The following is a 1,071-nucleotide window of genomic DNA, read 5'->3' as shown; positions in this document are numbered from 1 at the left end:
CGTCGGTGGCGTCAGATGTTTATAAGCGACGGGTGCCCACCGGCTGCTGGCCGGCAGCATGACGCGCGGCTGCGGCGATCTCGATGCCGAGGCCCTCGCCGACCGCGTCGAAGGGGCCGGTGCGGCCCTGCGGGTGGAGGCCCACGAGGATGGCCTGGTGCTGGCCCTGAAGTGCGCCGCCGACGACGCCGCCACCCTGGTGCCCCTGCTGCTGGCGATGTCCCGGCGACCCCTGCTCGAGGCCGACCAGGTGGCGATCGAGCGCCAGCTCAACCTGCAGATGCTGCAGCGCCAGAAGGAGGACCCCTTCCAGCTGGCCCATGACCAGCTGCGCCGGCTGCTCTACGGCGACGGGCCCTACGGCCATGATCCCCTCGGCATCGAAGCGGAGCTGGCCGGCCTCGGGCCGGACGACCTGCGCCCCCTGGTGGAACGGCTCGGAGGCGATGGCGCCGTCCTGGTGCTCTGCGGCGACGCCCCCGCCGCCCTGGGGGAGGCGCTGGAGCAGGAGCTGGCAATCTCTCCCTGGGGCACCCACGCCCCGGTGACCCGGCCCTTCGCCGGTCCGCCGCCGGCCACGGGGCACCTGGGTCAGCAGATCCAGGACACTGAGCAGGTGGTGCTGATGCTGGGGGCCGCGACCGTTCCCCTGGCCCATCCCGACGCCCTGGCCCTGCGGCTGCTGCAGGCGCACCTGGGCCTCGGCATGTCCAGCCGTCTGTTCATCACGATGCGGGAGGAGCGTGGCCTGGCCTACGACGTCGGTGTGCACCTGCCGGCCCATGCCGGCGGCGCGCCGTTCGTGATGCACCTGTCCACCTCGGCCGAGCGGGTGGCGGAAGCCACCACCTGCCTGCTGGACGAGTGGCAGCGGCTCCTCGAGGAGCCGCTGGACGAAGGCTCACGGCTGCTGGCCCTGGCCAAGTTCCAGGGCCAGGACGCCATGGGGCGCCAGACCTGCTCCCAGATCGCCGAGCGGCTCGCCCTGGTGCTCAGCCAGGGCCTGCCCGCCGACCATGTGCGCCGGGTGCTGGAGCGGGCCCCTGGCCTGGGCGCCGAGGACCTGCGCGC

At 73.5% G+C, this 1,071-nt stretch carries 1 protein-coding gene; it reads left to right on the top strand.

What is annotated here, in order from left to right; translation table 11 throughout:
* Positions 1-58 precede the first annotated feature (58 nt).
* On the top strand, positions 59-1,071 hold a 1,013-nt coding region (locus tag VB737_RS07210), incomplete at its 3' end, for a M16 family metallopeptidase (protein WP_500312238.1).

This window comes from Synechococcus sp. BA-120 BA3, assembly GCF_034931285.1.
Lineage (GTDB): Bacteria > Cyanobacteriota > Cyanobacteriia > PCC-6307 > Cyanobiaceae > Cyanobium.
This window is presented reverse-complemented; position numbering and strand designations above follow the sequence as displayed.